The organism is Pseudomonas sp. HMSC066A08, assembly GCF_001813025.1.
In the GTDB taxonomy this organism is placed as follows: Bacteria; Pseudomonadota; Gammaproteobacteria; order Pseudomonadales; family Pseudomonadaceae; genus Pseudomonas; species Pseudomonas aeruginosa.
Genome location: NZ_KV811354.1, coordinates 1 through 3,474 on the forward strand (window position 1 = coordinate 1; position 3,474 = coordinate 3,474).

The 3,474-nt window shown below is 66.5% G+C and carries 1 protein-coding gene and 2 pseudogenes; 1 reads left to right on the forward strand and 2 read right to left on the reverse strand.

Annotated features, from left to right (window positions below; translation table 11 throughout):
* A pseudogene (gene pctA / locus HMPREF2886_RS27300) lies at window positions 1-1,127 on the reverse strand (methyl-accepting chemotaxis protein PctA); the annotation flags it as partial.
* 397 nt (window positions 1,128-1,524) lie between these two features.
* Between pctA and HMPREF2886_RS27305 the strand changes: the two are divergent.
* On the forward strand, window positions 1,525-3,015 hold the full coding sequence (locus tag HMPREF2886_RS27305; RefSeq protein ID WP_033971695.1) for a helicase HerA-like C-terminal domain-containing protein: 1,491 nt from the start codon (window positions 1,525-1,527) through the stop codon (window positions 3,013-3,015).
* A 100-nt stretch (window positions 3,016-3,115) separates the two neighbouring features.
* Here HMPREF2886_RS27305 and HMPREF2886_RS27310 read toward each other — a convergent pair.
* Window positions 3,116-3,474 (reverse strand): annotated as a pseudogene (locus HMPREF2886_RS27310) (chemotaxis protein); the annotation flags it as partial.

A 3,474-nucleotide genomic window follows, 5' to 3' on the forward strand; every position in this document is an offset into this window, starting at 1 on the left:
ATCGAGGAGTTCGAGGCGTTCACCACCAGTTGCGAGACGTCGTGCAGTTTGTGCGCGGTTCCGGCGACTTCCCGGATCGAGCGATGGATCCGCTCGACGAACTGGTTGAAGGCATCGCCGAGCACGCCGAACTCATCGCGGCTGGTCACGGCGAGGCGCTTGGTCAGGTCGCCCTCGCCCTGGGCGATGTCCTGCATGGCACGGCCCATCAGGTGCAGCGGCTGCATCAGCAGGCGGATCAGCAGGCCGAGCAGGATCAGGATGGCGACGATGGAGATCAGCGCGGCGGCGATGGCCGAGACGCGGAACTTGCTGAGCATGGCGTAGGCCTTGTCCTTGTCGATGGACAGCGCCAGGTACCAGGTCACCGAAGGCAGGCCCTTGATCGGGGTAAAGGCGAGGATGCGGGTATGCCCGTGCAATTCGGCCTCGCTGAAACCGGTGGCGATCTTCGGCGTGTTCTGCGGGTAGACCTCGCTCAGGGTCTTCATCACCTGCTCTTTGTCCGGGTGCACCAGGATCTTGCCGTCGCCGCTGACCAGGAAGGCGTAGCCCATGCCGCTGAAGTCCAGCGAATTGATGATCTGCACCAGGGTCTTCAGGCTGAGGTCGCCGCCTACCACGCCGAGGGTGTTGCCGGCGGCCTTCACCGGTGTCGCCGCGGTGATGATCAGTTCCTGGGTGGCGGCGTCGACGTAGGGTTCGGTCAGGGTCAGGCCGCCGGCCGCCACGGCGTCCTTGTACCAGGGCCGGCTGCGCGGATCGTAGCCGGCCGGCATCGGGCTGTCCGGACGCATGGTGAAGGCGCCGTCCTGCTGGCCGAGGTAGGTGAAGCTGAAGGTCGAGGTCAGGGCCGGCTGTTCGAGCAGGGCGCTGACGGTTTCCGGGCTGTGGTCGCGGGCCAGGGTCTGGGCGGTCTGCTCGACCAGCAGCAGACGGCCGCCGAGCCAGTTCTGAATGTTGCTGGAAGTCACGTCACCCATTTCCCGCAGGTAGCTTTCGAGGTCCTCGCGGATCGCGTTGCGCTGCAGGTAATCGTTGTAGAGGGTGAACAGTGCGAAAGCGGCGAACACCACGAGGGAGGCCGCGATGAGGATCTTGTGGCTGAACTTCAGACTTTTGATCATGTTGTATTGCGTCCAGGAGTATGTAGCGCCAGTCTTTGACCAGACCCCTGCGACCGTTCCGCGGGCGCAGGGGCTTTCCGTACGCCTTGCAGCGTCGGGCGGGTCGCGGGTGGGTAGTCCGTCGACCCAGGCACGGCCTTGTGCCACGAAGCCACGGTTCCCTGGGTGGCTCCGAAGAATGCGTGATACGGATACGATGGCGATTTTTCCTGTCTCAGCAAGGGCCGAAGGTCTTCGCCGAAGCTGGACGGCCAGATCGGGTCGATGCGCTGGCCCGACGCCCTTCGCGGGAACCCGCGCATATTGGTACGTGGGTTCCGCTGGAAGCCCCGTTGCACAAGGGCTTTCCCTTACTGTCGGCACAGCGTGCCGGAGCTTTAGTCCCGAGGATGAATGGATGTCGCAAGCGAATGAGTTGTTGATCGGCGCTGGCCCCGATGGCCAGCCGGTAGGACAGGCCTGGCGCCTGGCCAACCGTCATGGATTGATCGCCGGTGCCACCGGTACCGGCAAGACGGTGACCTTGCAGCACCTCGCCGAATCCTTCAGCGATGCCGGTGTCGCGGTGTTCGCCGCCGACATCAAGGGCGACCTGTGCGGCATCGCCGCGCCGGGCAACCCGCAGGGCAAGGTCGCCGAACGCATCGCCAGCATGCCGTGGCTGAACTACCAGCCGAAGGCCTACCCGACCACGCTCTGGGACATCGCCGGGAAGACCGGCCACCCGTTGCGCACCACCATCAGCGAGATGGGCCCGCTGCTGCTGGCCAACCTCCTGGAATTGACCGATAGCCAGCAGGCCGCGCTGTTCGCCGCCTTCCAGGTGGCCGACCGGGAAGGCCTGCTGCTGCTCGACCTGAAGGACCTGAAGGCGCTGCTCAACCACCTGAAGGACAATCCGGAAATCCTTGGCGAGGACCGGGCGCTGTTCACCGGCGCTTCCGGGCAGGCGCTGCTGCGCCGCCTGGCCACTCTGGAGCAGCAGGGCGCCGAGGCCTTCTTCGGCGAGCCTGCCCTGCAACTGGAAGACATCCTCCGCCCCGAGCCGGACGGGCGCGGGCGCATCCACCTGCTCGACGCCAGCCGCCTGGTGCACGAGGCGCCGAAGGTCTACGCGACTTTCCTGCTCTGGCTGCTGGCCGAGCTGTTCGAGCAACTGCCGGAGCGCGGCGATGCCGACAAGCCGGTGCTGGCACTGTTCTTCGACGAGGCCCACCTGCTGTTCAACGGCACGCCGAAAGCCTTGCGCGACCGCCTGGAACAGGTGGTCCGGCTGATCCGCTCGAAAGGCGTCGGGGTGTACTTCGTCACCCAGTCGCCGGGCGACCTGCCGGACGATGTCCTGGCCCAGCTCGGCCTGCGTATCCAGCATGGCCTGCGCGCCTTCACCGCCAAGGAGCAGAAATCGCTGCGCGCGGTGGCCGACGGTTTCCGCCCGAACCCGGCGTTCGACACCCTGGGGGTGCTGACCGAACTGGGTATCGGCGAGGCGTTGGTCGGCACCCTGGAGGAAAAGGGCACGCCGGCCATGGTCCAGCGCGTCGCGGTGGCGCCGCCCTATTCGCGGATCGGCCCGCTGAGCGACAGCGAGCGCGCCGAACTGGTCCAGCGATCGCCGTTGAAGGGCCGCTACGACCAGCCGATCGATCGCGAGTCGGCCTACGAGGTGCTGGCGAACAAGGCGGGCGCCAAGCCCGAGGTCCAGGGCCAGGCGCCCGCACAGCAGGAAAGCTCGTCCGGCGTCGGCGGCATGGCCGGGCAGATTCTCGGCAGCCTGCTGTCCAATTCGACGGTGAAGAGCGCCATGCGCCAGGCGGCCAACCAGTTGAGCCGGGAGCTGGTGCGTGGCCTGCTCGGCTCGTTGATGGGCGGGAAGAAGCGGCGCTGAGCGCCAGGCCATGAAAAAGGCGCCCGTGGGCGCCTTTTTCATTGGGGGCTGGATGGTCGCCGGCTAACCGCGAAGCGGTTAGCCGGCCTGTGGGACGGGCTCAGATCTTGAAGCTGTCCACCAGGTGCCGCAGGCGCCCGGCCTGGGCTTCCAGCTCGCCGCAGGCGCGCAGGGTGGCCTGGAGGTTCTCCACGCCTTCCTGGTTGAGGGTGTTGATCTCGGTGATGTCCATGTTCAGCGAGTCGACCACCGCGGTCTGCTCCTCGGTGGCGGTGGCCACCGACTGGTTCATGCTGTCGATCTCGCCGATCCGGCTGGTCACGCTACCCAGGCGTTCGCCGGCGCGGTTGGCGATCTCCACGCTCTCCAGGCTGTAGCGCTGGCTTTCGGTCATGGTGGCCACCGCCTCGCGGGCGCCGATCTGAAGTTCCTCGATCATCTTCTGGATCTGCTGGGCCG